Raw genomic sequence first — 20,436 nt, forward strand, 5'->3', positions numbered from 1 at the left:
GCTCCACATCAACAAGTGCGGCTGCCCTATAGTCCGACCCTTAGACGACGTCTCATTTGGAGAGTCGGCGGTAGTAGATGAGACGCCTGCCGAAGACAAGTCGGCGACTGATGGATGACAAGTGGTCGGGCGCAGTCTGAGGCCATGGAGATGACCCGAACCATCCAGATTCCGGCCGTTGCCGCGCGACGCCCTCAAGACCCCGAACCCGATCTCACCGCAATGCGCGTCATCCACCGAGCCATGCTGGGCGATCTACGGCGCCTGGCCGAGGACCGCGGCGGCCAAGACGCGGCGATCCGCCGCTACACGACCCTGCTGCTGTCCGAGATCCACCATCACCACACCAACGAGGACGACCTGCTCTGGCCTGTCATCGAACGCACCGCCGGCCAGGCCGTCGATCTGGCGCTCTTCACCGACGATCACCTCGCGCTGCAGACGATCCTCACGCGCTGCACGGCCGCGCTCGCCGGGGACCTGGCGCAGCTGCGCAAAGCACTTGGCGAGTTGCACGAGATGCTGGCCGAGCATATCGCCGACGAGGAGTCCGACGTCTTCCCGATCATCAGGCAGTTCGTTCCGGCAGGCACCTATCAATGGTGTGAAGACCAGATCGCCAAGCGGGCGGGGCTGCGGCAGCTGCTGTTCACCGTGCCCTGGCTGTCCAGTTGGGCGACCCCGGAGGAACTCGACGGCATGCTCGACCGGGCCGGCTCGCGCTTCCGGCTCATGCTGGCTCTCACCCGCGGCCGCTACCAGAGGCTGGAGCGAGCCTCGATCGCGCTGCCTCGGCCCATGCCGTGATGCCGGCCCGCTCAGCGATCTCGAGGGCCTGACGGTAGTGCGCCTCGGCCGGCCGGCCGAGGTACGCGGCCAGATCACCGAGGACCTGAGCCGTCGGCCAGACGGCCAGGTACCCGGTGCCTCCCACGGGGACCCCGGCGTACGGCACAAGCGCCCGATAGGCCCACTCCACGCGTGCGGTGTCGCCGAGAGCGACCCCGAGCAGGCCCCGGACGGCGGTCAGAAGGTGCCAGAAGTAGTCGGGCCTGATGGGAGGCGGGTGCGGGCCCGCCCATTCACGGGCCTCGGCCGTCCGCCCGGCGTGACACAGCGCCAGAGCGTACAGCTCGGCCGTTTGATCCCGCCAAGGCTCATGGACGGACAGTGTTTCCAGCTCGGGCAGCAGCGGCACGAGATTCCCGCGCATCAGACGCAGGCCGTACCTGGCGAGGGCGAGCAGGCCGACCTCGTGCTGCCACATGCCCAGCCGCCCGGCCAGCTCGGCTCCCGCCCGCAGGTGGGAGTCGGCGTCGCTGTCGTCCCCGGCCAGTCCGGCGCGCAGCCCGCGGTAGAAGCTCACCGCCGCTCTGGCGATCGGCAGGTCATAGCTCTCCGCCAGCTGGAGAGCCGCTGCGGCGTGCGCGTCCGCCTGGGCGAAATCCGCGCGGCCGGTGGCTGACAGCATGAGAATCAAGTGGCCCAGCGCCTTCACCGTGACCCGGGAGCCGGACAGTTCGAGGAGCTCCCGCCCGGTCTGCTCGCGCTCGGCCAGCTCGCCGTACCGGAACGTCTGGTGGAACCACCCGTTGAGCGCCAGGATGAGCAGGTCGGGGTCGCCCAGGCGTCTGGCCATGGCGACCGCCTCTCGCGAGGCTTCGTATCCGCGCTCGGTCGGCTCGCCCTCCAGCTCGAAGGCGAGGGCTGTGAGCAGGCGGCAGCGGGGCACACCGTCTCCGGGAGGCAGATCGTTCAGCGCGTGCTCGACAGCCTCGATGAGCTCAACGTCCAGCCCGCCGTACTCTCTGCTGCTCCAGAAGGTAGGCACCTCGAACGAGGCGATCACCCGTGCCAGCAGCTCAGGATCGCCGTACGGCAGGGCGGCCCGTACGGCTTGCTCCCGGTGAGTGCGGGCCTGAACCAGACGGCCGGTGTTGGCCAGCGCGGACACCATGGAAAGTGTCAGCTCGATGCGCTCACGGGGATCGCCCTGGAAATGGTCGATCGCCTGCTGCCACAGTGTCGCGGCCTCGTGGTGGGCGAAGCGCCGCTCGGCCTGCTGTGCGGCGAGCTTGGAGTAGTGTGCGGCCTCCGGGGCACGTCCGGCCGCGGTGAAGTGGTAGGCGAGCGCCGCGACGTCGTCGGGGTGGTGCCGCTCGATGGCGCGGGCCGCGCGCTCATGCAGGCGCAGTCGGCGGTTTCGGGAGATGTCCTCGTACAAGGTGTCGCGGACCAGCATGTGCGAGAAGGCGAGGCGGGCGTCGTCCCGCTCGGTCAGCAGCCCGGTCACCAGACCGGCCTCCACCGCCTCCAGCACGCCGTCCTCGTCGCTCCCGCTGACGGCCATGAGCGTGTCCAGGTCGCATTCACGTCCGATGACCGCGCCCATGCGGAGCATGGTCTGGGCAGTCGCGGGGAGCCGTGCGACCCGGCGGCGCAGCACGTCACGGACACCGGCCGGGACGCCGAGCGTGCCCTCGGCGTCCAGCAGCCTGGCCATCTCCCTGACGAAGAACGGATTGCCGCCCGTGCGCTCGGCGACCTCGGCGACGGTCGCGTCGTCGGCCGGGCAGATCAGCCGTACCAACTCGCCCACCTCGGCCGGAGCCAGGCCGGTCAGCTGGATGCGCGTCGGCTCGTGCGCGGCGAGCGCGGCCAGCGTGTCGGCCAGTTCTTCGGTGACCTCGGTATGCCGGTAGGAACCGATGACAAGCATCGGGAATCCCTTGGCAGCCGACACCACGTGCGTCAGCAGCGCCAGCGTCTCCGCGTCCGCACGGTGCAGGTCATCCAGAACGATCAAGACAGGGGCGCAGGCGGCCAGGAAGGCGCCGACGGCCCGGTGCAGGCGGAACCTCGCCGCGGCTACATCGCCCACCGTGGGCACGTCCACCAGCAGCGGCGCGAGGGCCTGCGGGTCTTCGGGCGGGGTACGGGCCGCCAAGGGCCGCAACAGCTCGGCCCACGCCCAGCCTGGGGGAGCTCCCTCGTGTTCCGGGCAGCGTCCCCAGCCGGTCGTCCAGCCCTTGGCGGCACGCACTTGCTCCAGGAAGGCGGTCTTACCCGTACCAGGCTCACCGCTGACCAGCACGACCCCGCCCTCCATCGCCGCGACCGAGGCCAGTTCGGCTTGCCGCCCGACATAGGAGCGGGAGGAGACAACGGACCGCTCAGGCATGATCGCCGAGGGTGCGCTCTCGGCAAGGTGCGACGCCTGCGCCAGGATGTCCGCCTCCAGCTGTCGCAGCTCCGGCCCCGGGTCCACCCCCAGTTCCTCGACCAGGCGGGCGCGGGCCCTGCGCAAGGCACCGAGCGCCTCCCCCTGCCTGCCGCACCGATACAGGGCCCTGGCCAGCAGGGCCCACGCCTTCTCGCGGAGCGGGTGCTCGTCGACCAGGCGCTCCAGATCCGATACGGTCGACGCCGCCCCGCCCAGCCTGATCATCGCGTCCGCGTAGCGTTCAAGGGTGGACAGCCGCAACTCTTCCAGCCGGGAGATCTCGGCGTCGGCCCAGCGCGCACCGGCGAACTCCGCGTACGCGGGTCCTCGCCACGACGCCAATGCCTCGGCCAGCTGCTCAGGGGTGGCCGCCGGGTCGCGGGCCGTACGCTCGAAGCGCCAGGCGTCGACCGCACTGGGGTCCACTCTGATCGCATACCCGGGCGGGACGGTGACCAGGACGTTCGCGGGGGTGCGCGGCGGCCGGTCCGGCTCCAGCGCCCGGCGCAGGTTGGAGATGTATGCCTGCACCGCGCCCAGTGCCCTGGGAGGCACCTCGCCGGAGTACAGATCCTCGATCAGCCGGTCGACGGAGACCACTTGACCTCCGGCCGCGAGCAACCGGGCGATCACTGATCGTTGCCGCGGCCGGCCAAGCGGTACCGGCTTGCCATCGAGATGGGCGGCAAGCGGCCCGAGCACCTGAAAGGTGAGGACGATGCCACCTCCTTCCCGTCGGAGCCCGCCGGGCCTGATCCACAACAGACCTTTCTCTTGCCGAGCTCGTGCGCTACGCCAGCTCAGCACGGGCTGCGTTGCAAGGAGTCTATTTTCCCGGCTGCCCTCTCGTCCTCGGCGTGATATGCCGATCGGCGTTGCAACGAGCGCGGAGTTTCCCGGTCGCGACGTCACCTGGGCGTCACCTGGGCATCGCGACGCTCCACGGGTGCCTTGGCGACGATCGGAGGGAGCCGGGCTCTCCACAACCCCAATGCCGATGCCGTTTGGGTGCGGCTCTGCTGAAGTGGGCCTGCCGGTCAGGCTGTTGTCAACGGCCAAGTGCGTGGGTCCTGATCCACTTCTTGTGATGGTGTCACGCTGCGTACAGGATCAGGAGGCGGAGGAGGTCGAATCCGGCACGCCCATCACCGTCCCTTTTGATCCGCTTAATCCTGTTCGCATTGCCTTCCACGCGGCCGGAGTTCCACTCCAGGGTGAGGCCGGCGGTGACGGCATCGAAGTCCTGACGTATACCCCGGGCCAGGCTCATGAACGCTTTGAACTCGGTCTCTTCCGCCTGCTTCAGCCAGGCACCGAGCCGGTGTCCTTCACGCCTGGCCATCATCTCGGCGAATGAGCGCACGACCTCGGCGACCCCGTGCGACTCGCGACAGCGCGCCACCAGCGTCTTCAACCGCAGGGTGGAGGCCTCGTCCAGATGGTCGGGGTGGCTGGTGAGCAGCTGGGCGGCCTGCCGCACGGTGAGGTCGTCGGTGACCTGCGGTGCCGGTCGGCCGCTGGCGCGCAGGCCCTACAGGACGCGGCGGACAGTACGCGCTGCCCCGGTAGCCCTGCTCGCGGATCTCCGCGCACAACCGCGCGGCGTCGGTGCATCCTTCATTCCAGAGCTGGTGCAGGTAGCTCAGGAAGTGATCGGCTCGGGTCCGCCGGCGACTGGGCTGGGGAGCCAGGTCCTCGGGCGAGGCGGCGTGCGCGTAGCGGCGGACGGTCTTGCGATCCAGGCTGAGGGCTTCGGCGATGGCCGAGATCCCCATCTCCTTGTTGAACAGGGCGTGGACGGCGGCATGCCGCTGGTGGCGTTGCGCCGCTCGCACTCCCGTGGGCGAGCTTGGGGCCGGCGCGGGCGGCGGAGGCCGGCTCACGGGCTGCTCGTGGTGTTCCTGCTCCGGCGTGGGCTCCGCTAGGCAATCCCGATGCTCCAGCACGCACTTCTTGACGGCTTCGCACACGTTCGTCCAGATATGGAATCGGTCGGCGACCTGGGTGGCGTCAGGCGCGGCGGTGCGTATGGCGTCTGCGTAGGCACCGCTGCGGTCTCGGCACACGATCTCCACGCCGGGATGCGCCAAGAGCCAGGCGGCGAAGGTTCCCGAGGTCCGGTCCGGCAGCGCGTCCACCTGCTCGACAAAGGCCTTGCGCGAGCACTCCCGCACCGGGCAGGCGAACCGGCTCACCAGTAAGTCGATGACCGTCCGGCAGCCTGCCCATGCCAGATCGGCCAGCCGCCGCCGGTACCGGCCATGCCGTCGCGGCGAGGACGTCCCACAGGACGGGCAGGCCGCAGCGGTCGTCGTGGTCCGCGCGGAGATCACCACAGCATCGCCGTCGGCGACGACCTGATCCACGGTCACGGACCTCAGATGACCCGAAACGAGCGTCAGCAGCTCCCTATCACACGATGTCGATCTTGCTAAAGCGGGCCACAGCCCGTGATCAGTTCACAAGAAGTGGATCAGAACCCACGCACCTGACCATTGACAATCGGACTGCTGGAGAACAGACCGTCCAGCAGTGCCCAGAGGCCGCCATGCCCCGCACCTATCCGCCCGAGTTCCGTCGCCGTGTCCTCGACCTTGTCACGTCCGGGCAGCGAGTCTATGCCTGCCGAAAGCCCATTCACCCAGCCCGCGCGGCGAGGCGGTGGGACCTCGATGGACACATGGGGTTGACGCAACCAGCTGGTTGCTATAAGTTGAGTAGCAACCAGTCAGTTGCTACAAGGAGACGACATGACATTCCCCGACCGGATCGAGCGCACCATCCAGCTGGCCCACCCGCCCGAGCGGGTCTGGGCGGCGCTGACCACCGCCGAGGGCCTGGGCACCTGGTTCGGGCAGCGCGCCGAGATCGACCTGCGCGTCGGCGGCCAGGCCAAGCTCACCTGGGACAGCGGCGATACCGCCACCCTCACCATCGAGCGCCTGGAACCGCCGCGCGTCTTCGGCTTCACCTGGCCCATCTACGGCCTGCCCGAAGGCGACCCGCGCCGCACCTACGTGGAGTTCACGCTGGAGCCCGCCGGCGCCGGCACCGCGCTGACCGTGGTCGAAAGCGGCTTCGCGCAGCTGCAGGATGCCGAAGCCCACAAGGTGGCCTACTCTGGCAACACCAAGGGCTGGACGAACGAGCTGGGCGAGCTGGTCGCATACCTTGATGGACAAGCCTGACCTGGAGGCGGTGGCGCAGGAGGTCTTCGCCGCCTTGGCCGATCCGAGCCGGCGAGCGATTCTCGCCGCGCTCGCGGCCCGGGGGCCGGCCACCGCGACCGATCTAGCCACCCAGCTGCCGATCACGCGGCAGGCCATCGCCAAGCACCTCGCCCTGCTGGCCGAGGCGGGGCTGGTGGTGGCCGAGCCGGGAGAACGGCGCCGGGTCCGCTACCGGGTGGACTCCGCGCCCATGAAAGTGGCACAGCAGTTCCTCGCCGCGCTCGCCCGCGACTGGGACGGTCCGCTGGCCGCCCTGCAAGACCGGTTGACGTGAGGGCCGGCTCCCGCACGATCCTGCCGGACGAACTCGTCATCCGGGTTTAAGCGACCCCGCCCGCAGGGAGCATCCGATGTTCGACCCGACCGCGATGATCATGGCCGACAAGGCGACCAGGCACCACGTGCTGTCCGCCCAGCCGAAGGCACCCACGATCCCCGAGCGCCCGCCACGGCAGCGGGGCTACGCCATACGCCGGTTGACCGTGGCGGCCCTGCGCCGTCTCGCCGACCGGATCGAGCCGTGCCGCGTCAACACCTCCGCACCAGCGTCGTAACCGCTCGCGACCTCAGCGAGATCGCGTTCGGCAGTCGCTGAGGAGATCGCTTGGACGCCCGGGGCGATGAGACCGGCCATGTGAGCGTCAGGCATCGAGCCGACGAGAACCTGCACTACAGCGACATCGTGCGGGGCGCCGGCGATGCGACGAAGCCGGGCGCCGACCCGGCGCAGGTGGTCTGGCGCGGCTTCCGGCCATCCACCCAGCTCAAGCGGCATGGCAACGCGCTCGATAAGCTCGCCGCCCGCGGCCGTACCCAGGCGGCGAGGCTCGCCCACGAGCTGCGCCTGGTCTTCGCCGCCTGCCGTAGGAACGGCTCAGAGGTCGGCGAGCCCTTCGCGGTAGGACGGGTAGCGAGGTGTCCAGCCCAGCTCGCGTTTCGCCCGTTCGGTGCTGAGCCGCATGCGGGTCCCCACCATGAGCGCGAACATGTACGGCGTGGCACGCAGGAGTCAGCCGGGATCTTCAGCGGGACGGGGCCACCGGCCGCCGCCGCCAGCGCCTTGACGTAGGTGTCGAAGCGGCCGGGTGGTCGCCGGCGGTGTTGTATGGACGGCCTGGCGTGCCGCGTTCCAGGGCCGCCACCGTGGCCGAGGCGGCGTCTTCGATTCAGAAGCCTTGCCACCGAGATCGAGGTCGACAGCGTAGGTGTAGGCGTGGAAGGTGCTGGTGGACAGGAAGCCCGCCAGCACCACCGTCACAACGTCGCGGCCAGCACGACGATGCCGTTGACCAGACGACTTGTCGTCATCATCAGTCCTTCAGCCGCCCTGCCGGTCAGCCGGTACGGCGCGCGGCCACGAGGCCGAGCAACCCGATCGCGAGAACCGGCCAGCCGCCGGTGACGGGAAATAGATGAGGCACAGCGCGAAGCCGATGGCCACCAGATACCAGCCGACCTGCGCGGGCAGCCGACCGGTCGTGCGAATGATGTGCCGGGCGAGCGTGCCCAGAGCCAGCAGGACGACACCGGAGACCATGAACCAGACGCTGGATTCGCGTGCGAAGTAGTCGGCGGCACTCGTGTCGACCACGCCGCGCCACGGGCTCCGCAAGATCCACTACCGCAGTGGCCTCATCGAGGGCTTCCTCGCAGCAACCGGGCTCACCCTGACGACATCACGCCTTCAAGCTCGTTAACACTTCGCTGTCGGCCAAGATGGGGCGGGGCCGCGGCTGCGCAGGCGTTGATCGGCGAGCCTGTCGTCGATGAGGCAGAACACCGTCACGACGAACGTCGTAATGTCCATGGCAGGACCCTCGTGCGCGAGATGATCATCGGTGGCGTCCGAGGGTTCCCCGGCTCAGCAGAAGCCCGCACACCGGGTTGGCCAGGTCCAGCCTACGGGAGGAGGATCCAGGCCATGAATGAATGGAGATTGCAGAGCTCGGGAAACCCTCCGAGTCCATCCGCGCAGGCCTCGATGTTCAAAGGCGGCGTAGAGGAAATGCGAGCGCAGGTATCGCGGAACTTCTCGCCACACGGCCTCAAGGTCATCAACACCCATCCAAACGGTGGCCGGTACAGGCTTCTGCACCGCGGGAACATCGTCTTGCACACGCTGGCATACGGGGCGGAAATCCGTGTCGAAATACCCGAGCTGCCCGACTTCTACAACATTCACGTGCCGTTGACCGGTGGTGGACGACTAACGGTCGGAGGCCATGATGTCGCCGCACCGCTTACCATCATCGGCCCTCGGCAGCGCATCGACATGAACTGGAGCGTCGATCACGATATCATGATCATCCAGATTCCTGCGGTGCTCGTCGACCGCGTCCTTGAGGATCAGCTCGGCGACACCCCGAAAAGGGATATGTACTTCGATCCGCGAGTCATCGATGAGAGCCCCCTGGCCCGGGTACTCACCGCACTGCTTCTCCCGGCTGCTGCAGGCAAAACATTCCCCTTCGCGGCCTCGTCTCTGGCCGAACATCATTTCGAGCAGTTTTTGCTGCACACTCTGCTCGGCTCACAGCCCCATACCTACTCTGCCGCCCTTGGTGAGCCCGGTGCCCCGCTGACCTCCGCGGCAATTCGACGCGCGCGCCGCTTCTGCGAAGAACACGCCGCCGAACCGATCACCCTGGGAGACATCGCCGCCGCGGCCAGGGTGAGCGTCCGTACCCTTCAATCGGGCTTCCGCGAACACCTGCAGACGACGCCCATGGCCTATCTGCGCAAGGTACGGCTGGCCCGGGCTCACGCCGATCTTCTCCACATCGCAGCGACAGGCGGCCGGACAACTGTTACAGAGGTGGCGCTCCGCTGGGGTTTCATGCATCTGAGCCGGTTCGCCGCCTTCTACCGCCAGACCTACGGTCACGCCCCCTCCGTCACACTGCGAGGACGGTAGTGAACCGAGCTTCACCCCGAAGGCCGGGTAGTCGGCGTACGCCCGTCTGGTTGAAGCCCTGAACCGGCCGGATGCAGCTGAACCAGATCGACGGCCTGAATCGGCGGACCGACACCCGCACCTCCGGAGCCGGAGCCTCGCGCTCGGTGTGTGACGGCGGTGCGGATGGTCAGCGCAGTGAGCGGAAGAACTCGCGCACGTCGGCGACGAACGGGCCGGGCTGTTCCAGGGCCAGGAAGTGTCCACCGCGCTGGAATTCGGTCCAGTGCACGATGTTGTGATCGCGTTCGGCGAAGCGACGGATGGCGACGTCCTGGGTGAGGGAGACTGCTACGCCGGTCGGCACGGTCCCGGGTTCGCGTGGCGCCCAGGCCGATGGGTCGTGGTGGGCCTCGTAATAGTGGTGGGCTGAGGAGGCGCCGGTCTGCGTGAACCAGTAGATGCTGACATCGGTGAGGATGGCGTCGCGGTCGACGGCGTCTTCGGGCAGGTCGGCGGCGCTGTCGGTCCATTCCTTGAACTTCTCGACGATCCAGGCGAGCTGGCCGGCCGGGGAGTCGTTCAGGGCGTGTCCCAGGGTCTGGGGGCGGGTGCCTTGGATCTTGTCGTAGCCGCTCTGTTCCTGCTGCCAGTGCTCCAGGCGCGCCAGCCGCTCCTGTTCGGACACGGTCAGGCCGTCCATCTCACCGTCGGCCCCGATCGGGAAGGTGACCAGGGCGTTGACGTGCACGCCGAGCACATGCTCGGAATCCTGGCGACCCATGGCCGGGGCGACGAAGGCGCCGACGTCGCCGCCCTGCACGCCGTAGCGGGAGTAGCCCAGCCGGCGCATCAGCTCGGCGAAAGCGCCGGCGATGCGACCGTGCGTCCAGCCCGCATCGCGCAGCGGAGCGGAGAAGCCGAATCCGGGCAGGGAGGGGATCACCAGGTGGAAGGCGTCGGCGGGGTCGCCGCCGGAGGAGCGTGGGTCGGTCAGGGGGCCGATGACGTCCAGGAACTCGGCGATCGAGCCGGGCCAGCCGTGGATGAGCATCAGCGGGGTCGCCTCAGCCTCGGGAGAGAGAATGTGCGCGAAGTGGATGGTCTGCCCGTCGATGTCGGTGGTGAACTGGGGCAGCTCGTTCAGCCTGGCCTCGTGCTTGCGCCAGTCGTAGCCGTCGGCCCAGTAGGCGGCGAGCTGCCGCAGGTAGCCGGTCGGGACGCCGCGACTCCATCCCTGGCCCCCGATCTCGCCGCTCCAGCGGGTACGGCCGAGCCGGTCTCGTAGGTCATCCAGCTCGTCCTGCGGGATGTCTATGCGGAACGGATTGATCATCGAGCTATTCCTTCCGGATACGGAACATCGCATGAAGATGGCGGTCCATTTATTGCGGCGCGAGCCGTTGCGATGTGCGGCTTCCACGCTCAAGCATGACCGGCAGGCTCGGAGCGCCCATGATGACGTCGAATGCGGCCACACCGGTACGGCGAGCCTTTTGACACAGGCCGCATAGGCCGGAGAGCAAAAGGATCGCGCAGTTCAAGTGGTCAGAAATCTTCATTCGCCGGCCTGGCGATAAGATCGGTGAGACTACAACGTATGCCTTCCTGCTGCACGCACTTCCACGATTGGTCTCATCGCGGACCCCTTCCGTGCCGGCGACGCCTGACGACCCGAAGCAGACAGCGGCTGAGTCTTTGGAGGCCGGGAGCTTTCGGGCTGTTCGCCTGTTGTGCTTGAGAGTGGAGACTATGAGGATTCCACGACGTCGGCTATCCATATAGCGCAGCGCCGAGTGCGCTCTTGGGATGGCGTGCCGAGGGAGATCCCACCTCCTGCGCCTGTGCCGCTTCACAACTCGTCGGAGGCCGACGATGGGCTGTGGGAGCGTATCGAGCCGCTGTTGCCGGTGATTGAGCGGCGCTTCCGGCACCCGGGGCGTCGTCGGCTCGATGACCGGCGGCAACCGCAACGACGTGCCCCTGGGTCGTGGAAGGAAGGCGCCATCGCACTGCTGCACCGGTTCCGCCGCCTGCGCATCCGCTGGGAGATCCGTGACGACATCCTCCAGGCCTTCACGTCATCTGCTGACGACGACTGAGGACCCCGCTCTGATTCCATGCCAAAGTAGGGTGGAATCCCAGCGAACTTGCGCCAAGCACAAGGAGAGGCGGAATGCTCGCTAACTCGTCGGCGCTGGCGGCCGGAAGGCGTCATTCGGTCGGACGGCGCCGGGATGGAACCGTTCTCGCCGTGGGCAATTCCGCAGCCGCTGAATGTCGTGTCGAGCGATGGGAAGACGTCGTCGCGGTGGCAGCCGGCAACGTCCATACCGCGACGAACACGGGCAGGTCTCATACGGTGGGACTCCGGTCGGACGGTACGGTGCTGGCAACGGGGTGGAATGGCGATGGGCAATGTGATGTCGCCGGATGGCGAGGCGTCACGGCCGTGGCCGCAGGCTGGCGCCGCACGCTCGGGCTCCTCGCGAATGGCCGCGTGCTGGCAGTTGGCCGGAGTTCGGAAGGACAGTGCGACGTGCAGTCCTGGCGCGAGATGGTCGTCCTCTCGTGTGGTGACTGGCACTCGGTCGGCGTCCGGTCGGACGGTTCTGCGCTGGCTGTAGGGAACAACCGACGAGGGCAGTGTGCCGTTGAAGGGTGGCGTGACCTAGCCGCCGTTTCAGCCGGGTATCTCCATACCGTCGGCCTCAGAGCCGACGGGCGGGCAGTAGCGACCGGAGACCGGGCAACCGGGGCGTGCGAGGTCGATGAGTGGGAAGAGGTGGTGGCGCTCAGCGCGGGCAGCTACCACACCGTCGGGGTCACCGCGTCCGGACGGGTCTGCGCAGCGGGAGACAACAGCTACGGACAGTGCGAAGTCGGCGACTGGCGCGACATCGTCGCTGTGGCGGCCGGTTCAACGCACACCCTTGGCCTGCGTGCCAACGGCACAGTCGTGGCCGCAGGGAACAATGCCGACGGACAGTGCGAAGTCGATGCTTGGTCCGGAATCCGGCTTCCATAGGGCTCCGGGCCGCGCCGACGCGAACTGACCTGCCGTCTTCCTGGTGGGACCGGGTGATCGGGACGTTCTCGACGGTGGGGCCCTCGTGGACCTCAAGGGTGAAGGACGTCCTGTCGCCGGGCGGGGCGGGGAGAGGCACGCGCTCCTGGTTGGCGGTGACGTCGATAGCTGACCACCAAGTACGCGCCGTCGCGGTACGCGGGGAGGACATCCACCTTGTAGGCGCCGTACTCGAAGCCGCCTACCGGCTCGCCGGGGCTGGAGCGGAAGGGGGTGGGGGCCGAGGGTCGAGCCGCGCACGTCGGTCACGGTGGATTCCGTGACGGTGGTGTCCGGGGATTGTTCCTCGATGGTGTAGGAGAGCTCTACGCGGCGGTTGAGGGCTCGGCCCTTGGGGTTGTCGGAGCCGTCGGGCTTCTCGTTCCTGGCGACGGGCTGAGTTTCGCCCTTGCCCTCGGTTCTGTATTGGTAGCCGGTGCCCAGCTTGGTTTCCAGGTACTGCTTGACCGCTTCGGCGCGCCGTACCGACAGCGCGACGTTTGGTGGTGCGTTCCGGGGTTTCCACCAGTTCCTCGACGTCCTGCCGATGAGGAGGAGTGCCGGTCAGGCCTTGGTGAGAGGTGCGGGCATTCCGTCGCTGAACAGTTCCGCGTCGACCTGGTCCAGGGCGACACGCAATGCGCCGAGGGCGACGCTGTCCGCGCCGAGAATGGATGCCCTGATCTCGGGGACGCGCAGGCAGAGGCGGTGCAGTTCCCGCTTCAGTGGATCGATGAGGAGGTCGGCGGAGCGGGAGTAGCCGCCGCCGAGGACGACGACCTGGGGGTCGAGGGTCAGCACGAGGGCGGCGGCGCCGACGGCGAGGTCCTTGACGTAGCGGCGCAGCGCGGCGCGGGCGTCGCGGTCGCCTTCGCGGGCGCGTTCGAAGACCCAGGCGGCCTTGTCGTTGGGGTGGATGCCGGCGGGCAGCCCCGGGCAGTTCTCGATGTGGGAGGGGGCGGACAGCCAGCGGACCGCCTTGAGCGCGCCGATCTCCCCGGCCGCTCCGCCGTACCCGCGCCGGAGGGTGCCGTCGAGGATGAGGCCGGCGCCCGTCCGCATGCCCGCCAGCAGGTAGACGATGTCGTCGGCGTCCTGCGCCGCGCCCTTCCAGCGTTCGGCGACGGCGGCGAGCTTGCAGTCGTTCTCGACCAGGATCGGGCAGCTGAAGCGGGCCGAGAGGTGGTCGGCGGGAGAGACGCTCGCCCAGCCCGGCAGCGGGGTGAACAACGTGGTGCGGCCGGTGGCGTCGACCGGGCCGGTGACCCCGACCGTCACCGCCCAGATCTGGTCGGGCCGCATCCCCGCGGCCGACAGGCACTCGGTGATGGCGGCGTCGACGGCCGCCAGGCGCGTGGCCGGGTCGTCGTCGGGCTCGACCGGCCTGCGGTGGCTGTGCAGCACCCGGCCTTCGAGGTCGGCGAGCAGAACGAGGATCTTGTGGCCGCCGACATCGACGCCGAGCACGTGCCCGGCGCCGGCGTTGAAGCGGTAGCGGCGGGCGGGGCGGCCGACGCTGCTGCCGTCGGGCTCGACGACCTGCACCCACCCGTCGGTGACGAGCTGGCGGATCACGACGTCGGTGCCGGGCCGGGACAGGCCGGTGCGGGCGGCGAGCTCGGTGACCGTGGCGGGCGGCTGGCCCCGCAACGCCCGGACGATGCTGAGCGAGTTGAGTTCGCGGAGCTTGCTGACATCGGCTCCGGCCGCCTCGGCCACCACTACCCCCCATTATGCTTTGTTTAAGCGAAATTTTAGCGGCACGTCACGAGATCGGATACCGCTGTCCCGGGTTGAGCGCGGCGGCGAAGTCGACGGTGCGGCCGTCGATGGCGAAGCTGTACCTCCCCTGCCGGACGATCTCCGGCTGCTCGGCCAGGTAGGCGGTCATGCGCTCCAGCTCGGCCTGGCCGAGCCAGGACGGCGGGTCGGAGACCGCCTTGAAGCCGCAGATCGCGGCCAGGTCCTGCAGCCAGCCCATCTGGGTCTCGGTGAGCAGGTTGAGGCGGCTGCGGAAATAGACGATGTCGGGGTCGACCTGGACCAGCGGCGACTGCCACAGCCGGTGCAGGGTGTTCACCACGGCGTTGTACGCCATGGCGTCCGAGGGGTCGTCGGTGGCGTAGTTGGTCCACAGCGGGGCGACGTCGGGGCCGCTGCGCAGGCCGTCGACGAGCCCGAGCGAGGGCAGCAGCAGGCCGCCGCTGCCGAGCAGGTAGACCTCCGGGCCCGCGACCCGCCGGATGAGGGCGAGCGCGTCCCGGTAGGCCTGCTCGCGGTGCGCCCCGGAGTGCCGGACGCCGGGGACGGCGCCGGCGTTGATGAAGTCGAGCTTGAGATAGGTGAAGCCCCACTCGTGGACCACGCGCCGGATCAGCCGGGTGAGGTGGTCCTGGACGCCGGGGTGGGTGAGGTCCAGGGCCCAGTAGCCGGTGCCCCAGTTGTGGCCGGCGACGACCGGCTCCCCCTCGGCGTCGCGCAGCAGGAACTCGGGGTGCTCGCGGGCCGTCGCCGAGGCGGGCAGGACGATGAACGGCGCCAGCCACAGGCCCGCGCTCATCCCGGCGGCGGTGATCCGCTCGGTCAGGGCGCGCATGCCGGAGGGGAACTTGTCGTTGGGCTCCCAGTCGCCGACGGCCCGCTGCCAGCCGTCGTCGATCTGGACGACGTCGAACGGCAGGCCGGCCAGCTCGTCGATGTCCTTGTTCACCACCTGCTCGGTGATGCCCTCGTAGTAGGCGTACCACGTGCACCACACGTTGCCGGCCCGCCGGTCGCTGCTGCCCAGCCATACGGCCAGCTGGTCGGTGTAGTGCCCGAAGACCTCGGCCTCGGGACCGTAGGCCAGGAACCAGGGGGCTCCGTCTTCCTCACACCAGCCGGCGAGGGTGTCGTGGTCGGCGGCCAGCCGGGGAGTGCCCAGCCCGAGCGAGCCCAGCAGCAGCACCCGGCCGTCGGCCCCCTGCAGCGCGGCCACGGCCGAGGAGTGGTGGCGGGCGGGGTCGTCCCAGACGGTGTCGTCGGCGGTCAGGCGCCGCTGGGGGTTGGCGATCCGCAGGGGAGGCTCGCTGAGGCGGCGCCATCCGCACGGGCTCCAGGAGTTCTGGCCGTGGCGGTAGAACAGGGCGTCGGCGAGGCCGTGCAGGATCGCGACCCGGCCGGGAGGCAGGACGAGACCGCCGGTCACGGGCGTCACGGGCGCGGAACCGGTGAGCTCGACCGCGAAGGTACGGCCGGCCAGGTCGACGAGCAGGGGCATGGTTCTCCTTTTGCGCAGCGGGACGGGACGATCAGCCGAAGAGGGCGTTGACCTCCTGGTTGGCCTTCTTCAGCGCCTCGGCGGGCTCGATCTGGCCGAGGATGACCGCCTGCAGGGCGTCCTGCACGATCTGGCTGATCTCGGTGCCGTGGTCGGTGATCGGCAGGAGGAACGTGCCGCCGGGCGTCTTGGTGTAGTCGACGTACACCTGCACGTCGCGCCCCTTGGCCTGGTGCGCGGCCAGCGCCTTCTCGGTCGAGGTCTTGATCGCGGGGAAGACGACGGCATTCGCGGCCACCACGTCCTGGCAGGCGGGAGAGGCGAGGTACTTCACCCACTTCCACGCGGCGTCCTTGTTCTTGGTGCCCGCCCAGATCGCGTCCGACAGGCCGTTGATGGCGCTCTTGCGGACCCCGACGGGGCCGACGGGCAGGGGCGCGAGCGCGAACTTCTGCTTGGCGTCGGGACCCATGTAGGTGTTGATGGTCCAGGAGCCCGCGATGGTCAGCGCGGCCTTGCCGGAGTTCATCACCGCGTCGATGCCGAGGGTCGACTGCTTGTCGAACCGTGGCGCGTAGCCCTTGTCGGTCAGCGCCTTGTACCAGCCGATGGTCTCGATCAGCTTGGGGTCGTCGTACTTGTACCGCGTGCCCCAGGGGTTCTTGTCGAGGTAGGTCCAGCCGTTGGCGGCGGCCAGCTCGCCCCAGCCGTTCTGGCCTTGGGAGCCGTCGTTCCACTCCGGCAGGTAGCCGTAGACGGCGACGTTGTCCTTGTCGAAATCGGGGTGGAGGCCGTTGCGGCCCTTGGTGTCGACGGTGAGCTTGGCGATGGCCTGCTCGAAGGCGCCGCCGTCGGTGGGGTTCCAGGTGAGGTCGGACAGGTCCACCCCGGCTTTGTCGACCATCTCCTTGTTGTAGACGATCGCCTCGGTGTCCCAGTCCTTGGGCAGGCCGTACCGCTTGCCGTCCTTGGTCCACAGGTCCGCCAGCCCCTCCTGGTACTGGCTCAGGTCGATCTTGTCGGCGTCGACGTAGGGCTGGATGTCGAGGATCTGCTGGTTGGCCACGAACTGCGGGTAGTACGACACCTGGTTGGTCCACACGTCGGGGGCCTCGCCGGCGGCCAGCTGCGTGGTGAGGTTCTGCCAGTACTGCGCCCAGGCCGTCTGGGTGATCTTGACGGTGATGGTCGGGTTCTCCTTGTGGAAGGCGTCGGCGCAGGCTTGGTAGGAGGCCTGCTGGTTGTCGTCCCACAGCCAGTAGTCGAGCGTGACCTGGCCGTTGGCCGGCTCGCCTGACTCCGAGCCGCCGCACGCGGCGAGCGCGGTGCTCACCAGCAGCCCGCACAGCAGCGCTGAGCCGGCCCGCTTCCTCTTGCTCATCGGGGTGCCTCTTCCTGGGGTGACGAGGGCTGGAAAAGTTCCCTCTTGCCTTGGTCGCTCTCTCGAATAATGATGTGGCTCATCGAAAATTTGTCAAGGCTGACTCATAAATGCCTTGGCGTACCCTCATGTGGAGGCATCGATGGCCCACTCCCCGTACACCCGGCCCGCCCGGATGGCGGTCCTCACCGTGCTGACGGCGGCCGCGACGGCGTTACCCGCCACCGGCTCGATCGCGGCCGCCCAGCCCGGCTGGCGGCCCCTCGCGGCGGCGGCGGCCCCGGACGCCAACCCGCTGAAGGGGTTCATCCCCTACGCGGGCGCCTACTCGACGTTCCCGCACTCGATGGAGTGGTTCTACCTGCCGCTGAACGCGGTGATGACCGGCCCGCACCGTTTCGACTGGCGGGCACTGGAGGAGCAGCTGGACGCGATCGCCGCCCGCGGCCACCAGGCGGCGTTCCGCTTCTACCTGGACTATCCGGGCAAGCCCAGCGGCATTCCGCGGTTCCTGCTCGACCAGGGCCTGCTGACCCGGCCGTACGACGACTTCGGCAACAACGGGCAGAGCGTGTCGCCCGACTACGACGACCCGAACCTGGCCGCCGCACTCGACCGGTTCATCGCCGCGCTCGGCCGCCGCTACGACGGCGACCCCCGCGTGGGGTTCGTCCAGCTCGGCCTGCTGGGCTTCTGGGGCGAGTGGCACACCTGGCCGCACAACGGCGACGGCACGGAGGACTGGTTCGCCTCCAAGGCCCAGCAGCTCAGGGTCCTGAACGCCTATGACGAGGCCTTCGACGAGACCAGGCTGATGGTCCGCTACCCCAGCGCCGACAACAAGGCGCACGACCTGGGCTACCACGACGACTCCTTCGCCTACTCCACCCTGCCGGGGCCCGGCTGGCACTTCATGGACCTGATGGAGCAGGCCGGCACCACCGGCAAGTGGAAGACCAACACGGTCGCCGGCGAGCTGCGGCCAGAGCTGCAGGGCTGCATGTTCGACACGCCGCCGGGCTGCGCCGGCGAGGACTTCGCCACGAGCGTCGCCCAGACCCACGCCACCTGGCTGCTCAACCACTACGCCTTCAGCCCCGGCTACACCGGCGCCGCCTACGGCAAGGCCCTGGCCGCCGCCAAGTCGCTGGGCTACCAGCTGCGGGTCACCGCGGTGAAGGCCGAGCGCCGCGGCATCGCCGTACGGATCCAGAACGACGGCGTGGCCCCGTTCCCCTACGACTGGCCGGTCCAGGTGGCCGCCGTCGGCCGCGACGGCCGGATCGCCAGGACCTGGACGACGTCGTGGCGGCTGACCCAGATCATGCCCGGGGAGCCGGCCGAGCTCGCCGCCCGCCTGCCCGGCCTGCCGAAGGGTGACCACACGCTGGTCATGCGGGCCGTCAACCCGCTGCGCAACGGCGTGCCGCTGCGCTTCGCCAACGCCGGCCAGGACACGACCCTCCCGGGCTGGCTCACCCTCTGACACCGGCGGCTCCGCCGTACGGGAAAACCGATCTCGTACGGCGGAGCCGTCACTTCATGCCGGAGAAGTTCATCGACTGCACCAGCCGCTTGCCCAGGAAGACGAGCAGCAGGAGCACGGGCAGGACGGACAGGACCGACCCGGCCATGAGCCCGGTCCAGTCCGGCGCGCGGTTGGGCGACTGCTGCAGGAAGACCCCCAGGCCGACGGTGAGGACGCGGGTGCTCTCGGCCTTGCCCACCAGCAGCGGCCACAGGTAGTCCTTCCAGCTCCATACGACGGTGGTCAGCCCGATGGTGATCAGCGGCCCGCGGCTCATGGGCAGCACGATCTTCCAGAACATCCCCCACTTGCCGATGCCCTCGAGCGTGGCCGCCTCCTCCACGTCCCTCGGGATGGACAGGAAGAACTGCCGCAGGAAGAACACCGCGAACGGCGTCATCAGCAGGCTGGGCAGGACCAGGCCGGGGATGGTGTTCAGGATCTCCAGCTGCTTGACCAGGACGAAGTTCGGCAGGAGCGTGAAGATCGGCGGCACCATGAGCGCGGCGACGATGACGCCGAAGGCCAGGTCCCGGCCCGGAAAGCGCAGCCGGGCGAAGGCGTAGCCCGCCATGGCGCAGCAGAAGGTCTGCACGACGGCGATCAGCCCGCTGTAGATCAGCGAGTTCATCGTGTAGCGCAGGAAGTTGATCTGCGCGCCCGACCCGCCCGCGGCCCTGGCCTCCTCGGCGCCGACCAGGCCCAGCACCCGGGCGAAGTTGATCAGCGTGGGGTTGTCGGGCCACAGGCCGGTCGAGTCGCGGAACAGGTCGGCCGCGGGGGTGAGGGCCGTGCGGATCATCCAGTAGAAGGGGAAGACGGTGAGCACGACCGCGGCGGCGAGGGCGAACCAGGAGACGCCCCTGGAGATCTTCATGAGGCTCCTTAGCCCAGGTCCGAACGCGACGCGCGCAGCATCCTCATCTGCACGGTCGTCAGCACGCCGAGGATGACCACCAGGACCATCGCCACGGCGGCGGCGTATCCCATGTGGAAGTAGGTGAAGGCCTGCTGGTAGATGTAGTAGTAGATGACGCGGGCCTCGGGGATGGGCGGCTTGCCGCCGTAGACGACCGCGACCGTGTCGAAGATCTGGAACGACCCGATCAGCGACACCACCAGCACCAGCGCGAGGATCGGCCGCAGGAGCGGCAGGGTGATCGAGCGGAACATCCGCACCTCCCCCGCGCCGTCGATGGCCGCGCCCTCGTACAGATGCTGCGGTATCTGCAACATGCCGGCGTAGAGCAGCAGCGCGGTGTAGCCGGTGTAGGCCCAGCTGTTGACCAGGGCCACCAGGGGCATCGCCCAGGCCGGCGAGGTGAACGACAGGGTCGCGTCGATGCCGGCGAGGCCGAGGAGGTGGTTGACGAAGCCCAGGTCGGGGTCCAGCAGCCAGGCCCACAGCAGGCCGATCGTCACGTTCGGCACCAGCCAGGGCACCAGCAGCGTCGCGCGCAGCACGACCGAGCGGGTCAGCCGGTGCATCAGCGCCGCCAGGCCGAGCGCGACCACCGTCTGGGAGACGATGTTCACGACCACGTAGGAGGCGGTCACCTTCAGCGAGTTCCAGAACTGCTCGTCGCCGACCAGTTCCCGGTAGTTCTCGCCGCCCACGAACGACGGATCGTTGAGCAGGCTGTAGTCGGTGAACGAGTACCACACGCCCCGGACCGTCGGGTAGGCGTAGAAGACGATGAAACCGACGATCACCGGGAGCAGGAACAACCAGCCGACCAGCCGGTCGTCCCGCCGCCTCCGCTCGCGGCCTCGGAGCCCCGCGGGCTGGTCGAGCCGGGTCTCAACCGCGTGCATGCGAGCTCCCTGTCGATGGGCGGGCCATGGGTCAATAATG

At 68.8% G+C, this 20,436-nt stretch carries 18 protein-coding genes and 1 pseudogene; 9 read left to right on the forward strand and 10 right to left on the reverse strand.

Annotation, left to right across the window (positions count from 1 at the left end; translation table 11 throughout):
- The first annotated feature begins 144 nt into the window (after positions 1-144).
- Entirely contained in the window at positions 145-807 is a 663-nt protein-coding gene (locus BSB02_RS33380) for a hemerythrin domain-containing protein (RefSeq protein ID WP_158088802.1), read from the forward strand.
- Here BSB02_RS33380 and BSB02_RS33385 read toward each other — a convergent pair.
- The 3 genes and pseudogenes from BSB02_RS33385 to BSB02_RS43735 all read right to left on the reverse strand — a co-directional run.
- Positions 743-4,207, reverse strand: coding sequence for an ATP-binding protein (locus BSB02_RS33385; protein WP_338064368.1), 3,465 nt, complete (start codon positions 4,205-4,207; stop codon positions 743-745). The genes BSB02_RS33380 and BSB02_RS33385 overlap by 65 nt on opposite strands.
- Before the next feature lie 109 nt (positions 4,208-4,316).
- Positions 4,317-4,703 carry a transposase gene (locus BSB02_RS42645; protein WP_158088804.1) on the reverse strand — a complete coding sequence of 129 codons (387 nt, stop codon included), beginning with the start codon at positions 4,701-4,703 and terminating at the stop codon, positions 4,317-4,319.
- A 463-nt stretch (positions 4,704-5,166) separates the two neighbouring features.
- Positions 5,167-5,595 (reverse strand): annotated as a pseudogene (locus BSB02_RS43735) (transposase); the annotation flags it as partial.
- 378 nt (positions 5,596-5,973) lie between these two features.
- On the opposite strand from BSB02_RS43735, the gene BSB02_RS33400 reads away from it, so the two are divergent.
- The 4 genes from BSB02_RS33400 to BSB02_RS40140 all read left to right on the forward strand — a co-directional run bounded on the left by BSB02_RS33400 (position 5,974) and on the right by BSB02_RS40140 (position 7,522).
- Positions 5,974-6,411 (forward strand): SRPBCC domain-containing protein, encoded by a 438-nt coding sequence (locus tag BSB02_RS33400; RefSeq protein ID WP_084964981.1) that lies wholly within the window; start codon positions 5,974-5,976, stop codon positions 6,409-6,411.
- A complete protein-coding gene (locus BSB02_RS33405; protein WP_084964982.1) occupies positions 6,398-6,727 on the forward strand; it encodes an ArsR/SmtB family transcription factor in 330 nt (109 codons plus the stop codon). The genes BSB02_RS33400 and BSB02_RS33405 overlap by 14 nt, the downstream gene beginning before the upstream one ends.
- A gap of 76 nt (positions 6,728-6,803) precedes the next feature.
- On the forward strand, positions 6,804-7,007 hold the full coding sequence (locus tag BSB02_RS33410; protein WP_084964983.1) for a hypothetical protein: 204 nt from the start codon (positions 6,804-6,806) through the stop codon (positions 7,005-7,007).
- A 50-nt stretch (positions 7,008-7,057) separates the two neighbouring features.
- Positions 7,058-7,522: a hypothetical protein gene (locus BSB02_RS40140; protein WP_143591492.1), complete on the forward strand. Its 465-nt coding sequence runs from the start codon at positions 7,058-7,060 to the stop codon at positions 7,520-7,522.
- 249 nt (positions 7,523-7,771) lie between these two features.
- On the opposite strand, the gene BSB02_RS33415 is transcribed toward BSB02_RS40140, so the two are convergent.
- Entirely contained in the window at positions 7,772-8,044 is a 273-nt protein-coding gene (locus tag BSB02_RS33415) for a DUF6463 family protein (RefSeq protein WP_143591493.1), read from the reverse strand.
- A gap of 390 nt (positions 8,045-8,434) precedes the next feature.
- Between BSB02_RS33415 and BSB02_RS33420 the strand changes: the two genes are divergently transcribed.
- Positions 8,435-9,367: an AraC family transcriptional regulator gene (locus tag BSB02_RS33420; protein WP_158088805.1), complete on the forward strand. Its 933-nt coding sequence runs from the start codon at positions 8,435-8,437 to the stop codon at positions 9,365-9,367.
- Positions 9,368-9,536: 169 nt separating this feature from the next.
- Here BSB02_RS33420 and BSB02_RS33425 read toward each other — a convergent pair whose 3' ends face one another.
- The gene (locus BSB02_RS33425; protein WP_206185026.1) at positions 9,537-10,682 is read right to left on the reverse strand and encodes an epoxide hydrolase family protein; all 1,146 of its coding nucleotides are present in this window, start codon (positions 10,680-10,682) and stop codon (positions 9,537-9,539) included.
- A 508-nt stretch (positions 10,683-11,190) separates the two neighbouring features.
- Between BSB02_RS33425 and BSB02_RS41165 the strand changes: the two genes are divergently transcribed.
- Positions 11,191-11,448, forward strand: coding sequence for a hypothetical protein (locus BSB02_RS41165; RefSeq protein ID WP_084964987.1), 258 nt, complete (start codon positions 11,191-11,193; stop codon positions 11,446-11,448).
- A gap of 74 nt (positions 11,449-11,522) precedes the next feature.
- Positions 11,523-12,374, forward strand: coding sequence for an RCC1 domain-containing protein (locus BSB02_RS33435; protein ID WP_084964988.1), 852 nt, complete (start codon positions 11,523-11,525; stop codon positions 12,372-12,374).
- Positions 12,375-12,977: 603 nt separating this feature from the next.
- Here BSB02_RS33435 and BSB02_RS33445 read toward each other — a convergent pair.
- Genes BSB02_RS33445 through BSB02_RS33455 form a run of 3 tightly spaced genes read right to left on the reverse strand, consistent with a single transcriptional unit; the run spans position 12,978 to position 17,053 of the window.
- Positions 12,978-14,135, reverse strand: coding sequence for an ROK family transcriptional regulator (locus BSB02_RS33445; RefSeq protein WP_084964989.1), 1,158 nt, complete (start codon positions 14,133-14,135; stop codon positions 12,978-12,980).
- Between the two features lie 43 nt (positions 14,136-14,178).
- Complete coding sequence (locus BSB02_RS33450) at positions 14,179-15,672, reverse strand: glycoside hydrolase family 36 protein (RefSeq protein ID WP_084964990.1); 1,494 nt, start codon at positions 15,670-15,672, stop codon at positions 14,179-14,181.
- Positions 15,673-15,703: 31 nt separating this feature from the next.
- Entirely contained in the window at positions 15,704-17,053 is a 1,350-nt protein-coding gene (locus tag BSB02_RS33455; protein ID WP_084964991.1) for an ABC transporter substrate-binding protein, read from the reverse strand.
- 142 nt (positions 17,054-17,195) lie between these two features.
- On the opposite strand from BSB02_RS33455, the gene BSB02_RS33460 reads away from it, so the two are divergent.
- The gene (locus BSB02_RS33460) at positions 17,196-18,539 is read left to right on the forward strand and encodes a DUF4832 domain-containing protein (protein WP_084964992.1); all 1,344 of its coding nucleotides are present in this window, start codon (positions 17,196-17,198) and stop codon (positions 18,537-18,539) included.
- A gap of 49 nt (positions 18,540-18,588) precedes the next feature.
- On the opposite strand, the gene BSB02_RS33465 is transcribed toward BSB02_RS33460, so the two are convergent.
- Both BSB02_RS33465 and BSB02_RS33470 read right to left on the reverse strand, forming a co-directional pair.
- Positions 18,589-19,458 carry a carbohydrate ABC transporter permease gene (locus BSB02_RS33465; protein ID WP_084964993.1) on the reverse strand — a complete coding sequence of 290 codons (870 nt, stop codon included), beginning with the start codon at positions 19,456-19,458 and terminating at the stop codon, positions 18,589-18,591.
- An 8-nt stretch (positions 19,459-19,466) separates the two neighbouring features.
- Positions 19,467-20,396 carry a carbohydrate ABC transporter permease gene (locus tag BSB02_RS33470; RefSeq protein WP_084964994.1) on the reverse strand — a complete coding sequence of 310 codons (930 nt, stop codon included), beginning with the start codon at positions 20,394-20,396 and terminating at the stop codon, positions 19,467-19,469.
- Positions 20,397-20,436: the final 40 nt, after the last annotated feature.

The organism is Thermoactinospora rubra, assembly GCF_002093975.1.
Lineage (GTDB): Bacteria > Actinomycetota > Actinomycetes > Streptosporangiales > Streptosporangiaceae > Nonomuraea > Nonomuraea rubra_A.